Origin of the sequence: Pseudanabaena biceps PCC 7429, assembly GCF_000332215.1 — a bacterium.
In the GTDB taxonomy this organism is placed as follows: domain Bacteria; phylum Cyanobacteriota; class Cyanobacteriia; order Pseudanabaenales; family Pseudanabaenaceae; genus Pseudanabaena; species Pseudanabaena biceps.
On the sequence record NZ_ALWB01000361.1, the window covers coordinates 1 to 3,167 of the forward strand.

A 3,167-nucleotide genomic window follows, 5' to 3' on the forward strand; every position below is an offset into this window, starting at 1 on the left:
CATTAACTTATACCAATTCACGAAAGTGCAACAACACTTTTGGGAATTAAAAATAAACCTAGCAAGGGTTTTCAAATTAAGAAATGACATAGCCATTTCTTAATTTGGTAAGTAGTTCAGCATAATTAAAAACAATCCAGAGAGCATACCGCCCGCTACGCGGGCGGTATGCTCTTCTAGGTTTTAAGTTTACTTATGCTTAGCTACTTATTACGAATTAAGTTCGGGCAGATTGGTGCAAGAACTTTTAAATCATACATAAAAAATCATACATAAAAGCCTGTGCCGCCCACGCAGCACAGGCTTTCCCATTTTAAGTTTAAATTCCTCCACCTTCAGAAAAGCCTTCGTATTCTTCTGGCTCAAAACGATCAATGCGATCGCAGGGCGTAAGATGTCTGGGTCGGACATTTTTCAAAAGTTCTGAATCGATGATGTAGTTATTGAGAGGATGTAAAGTATGGGCTTCGGCATGTTTTTCTAATTGCTCAACACGACCGATCAGCGATCGGATTACATCGCCTTCAGGATCGGGTACCTGAAAATGATCGAGGGCGGAAACCTTAACTCCATGACGATGGACAATGCGTCCAGGAATGCCAACAACGGTGCAATCGGGGGGAACACATTTCAACACCACGGAACCAGCCCCAATACGAGAATTACTACCGATTTCTATGTTACCTAAAACCTTTGCTCCAGCACCAACTACCACGTTATCGCCCAAAGTTGGGTGGCGTTTGCCCGATTGCTTACCAGTGCCGCCAAGAGTTACGCCCTGATAGATCAAGACATATTCACCAACAATCGCCGTTTCACCAATTACTACACCCATGCCGTGATCGATAAATGAGCCCTTACCAATCTTTGCGCCTGGATGAATTTCAATGCCCGTTAGGAATCTTGCCATCTGGGAGATCATCCGAGGGATCACTGGCAACTTCATACCATGCAGCCAATGGGCAAAGCGGTACAACCAGATCGCATGAAGACCGGGGTAGCATAGCAGCACTTCTAGCCAGTTACGCGCAGCAGGGTCGCGTTCAAAAATGATAGCGAAGTCGGCTCGCAGTGTTTTAATAATATTTTTCAATGGTTTTAAAACCCTTTTTATTTCTACTGCTGATTTTAAGATCCTAGCGGATATTTTGTATCAAATGAAACTACCCTTTGGAATGACTATTTAAAAAATAGGCAATTCATACCTCTTCATAGGTTGTCAGCTAGCCCCATGATTTGGCGACAGCATAAATTTTAGAAAATGGTTAGAAAATGGTCAAAAATTGCTTTGTATCTTGCCAAGTAGTCTCTAAATCTTTGCCAAGAGCATGGTCGTCATCTAGTAATTTTAAAGTAACTTGCGATCGCCTGTTTGCAAATTCTTCACTTAAAGACGCTGGTACAACTTCATCATGAAGTCCGTGAAAAATCAGTATGGGTAGCGATCGCCTTAACTTTTCCTCGGAATATTGCTGGGCATCGGCAAAAAATTTAAATTGTAAATTTACATTACGCTTCATCCCGTAATGATAAAACTCGCGAAAGCCCTCCTCTTGCCAGCGATTAACATTTTCTGATCCTAAAGCTTTAGCTATCCTCTGACTAAACCCAAAGGCTGGGGCAAATAATACTAACTGCTGTACCGATAGGTTTTGAGCAGCTAGTTGTACTGCCAAAAATCCCCCAAGGCTAGAACCAATTACTGCGATCGGTTCATCATCGTTGAGATAAGTCTGTAGGTGAGCCAATTGCTCCGTAAGCGTCACCGATGAAAAATCTGTGAGATTGAGATCGGGAACATGCAGAGTCAGCCCATGCTCGGCAAACTTTTGTTGCATATATTTTGCTTTCGTGGACTGAGGACTAGAGGCAAAACCATGTAAATAGAGATAATTCATCAATTTAATCCATTTATTAAAGTAGCTGAATTTAAGTAGCTGGGCATAATTAAAACCCAGAAGCAAAGCCTGTAGCACACGCTGCTCATGTGCTACAGGCTTTGGAGTTTTATATTTAATTACGCCTAGCTACTTAATCAGTTTATTTTAAAAATTCCAGCTTATAGCTACAGTCACTTAACGTAGGACAAATCAAACCCTAGGAATTGACTGGCGGCGCTTCGCGCCGCCAGTCAATTCCTAGGGTTTATGTCCTAGTACAGCGACAGCTAGCTATACAGTCCAATTTTTTGCAGCCTAAAGCTCGAAAAACGATCGCCTATCCACCAAAGCGATCGCTCACTCCCATCAAAAATAAGCAAAAAGCGATCGCCTCTACCCTGGATTGGGTTTACCTGCGGCGATGCAAAAATGCTTCCCAATCGCTCAACAACAACGTTGTATCACTCACAAAGTTAGGGGGATTGAGCGTCATCTCAATTACTCAGATTTACCCCAATCTACTTCCACGGGGCAGCCACTTAAACCATCTGAGGCTAAACAACACCGCCGTTTTGAAATCATTTCTGATGCTTATAAGATTTACGAGACTGACCTTGAATCTGATGCTCAACTACGCTTGCAAGATTTTCAAGAAAAGTGGCAATTGACTGAACCTGATGCGGTTCGCACTTTTATTAAGGATGTTCAGTTGACCTTCTCTTTCTATCAGTTTGATGCTGACTTGCATCATCATATTCGCACCACTAATCATTTGGAACGTCTGTTTCGTGAATTTCGCACCAAATCTGATGAGATTGGGGCTTTTCCTAATGAAACGAGTTGCTTAACTGTTTTTTGGCTTGTTGTCGAGCGTGATCATGCCAAACATGACCGCAGATCTTCCGCGAATAATTCATGACACTAACAGGAAAATTGCAGGAATTCTCTCTCTTGTAAAGTTAACTGGCAATTTACTACTGCTGATGCTCGCATTCAATTGTATCACCTCTACCCGTCAATAACGACTTGACTGTCTACTAGCCTAGGGCAACCGCACACGTTCATGAATAAATAACGAAGACTAAGGTGAAACTATGTTTAAGGCGTTAAGTATATGCTTGAGATAGTTGTCATCCCATCCAGCTTTAAGTCGTTTAGTCTTGACTCCGACCTTAGTTTTTTGTCACGGGAAAGTAAATTTAAGCCAACATGACGAATAACAGCTAAGTTTTCAGCAGTATAGCCTCGACAACCTTGAGAAGCATCTTCATCAAACCCAACATCAAG

2 protein-coding genes and 2 pseudogenes are annotated in these 3,167 nt (G+C 42.1%); 1 reads left to right on the forward strand and 3 read right to left on the reverse strand.

Annotated features, from left to right (window positions below; all coding sequences use genetic code 11):
- Positions 1-319: 319 nt before the first annotated feature.
- Both cysE and PSE7429_RS22295 read right to left on the reverse strand, forming a co-directional pair.
- The gene (gene cysE / locus PSE7429_RS22290) at positions 320-1,084 is read right to left on the reverse strand and encodes a serine O-acetyltransferase (protein ID WP_040690307.1); all 765 of its coding nucleotides are present in this window, start codon (positions 1,082-1,084) and stop codon (positions 320-322) included.
- Between the two features lie 181 nt (positions 1,085-1,265).
- The gene (locus PSE7429_RS22295) at positions 1,266-1,898 is read right to left on the reverse strand and encodes a YqiA/YcfP family alpha/beta fold hydrolase (RefSeq protein WP_009629654.1); all 633 of its coding nucleotides are present in this window, start codon (positions 1,896-1,898) and stop codon (positions 1,266-1,268) included.
- A gap of 385 nt (positions 1,899-2,283) precedes the next feature.
- On the opposite strand from PSE7429_RS22295, the pseudogene PSE7429_RS22300 reads away from it, so the two are divergent.
- Positions 2,284-2,799, forward strand: a pseudogene (locus PSE7429_RS22300) (transposase); the annotation flags it as partial.
- A gap of 162 nt (positions 2,800-2,961) precedes the next feature.
- On the opposite strand, the pseudogene PSE7429_RS25805 reads toward PSE7429_RS22300, so the two are convergent.
- Positions 2,962-3,167 (reverse strand): annotated as a pseudogene (locus PSE7429_RS25805) (transposase); the annotation flags it as partial.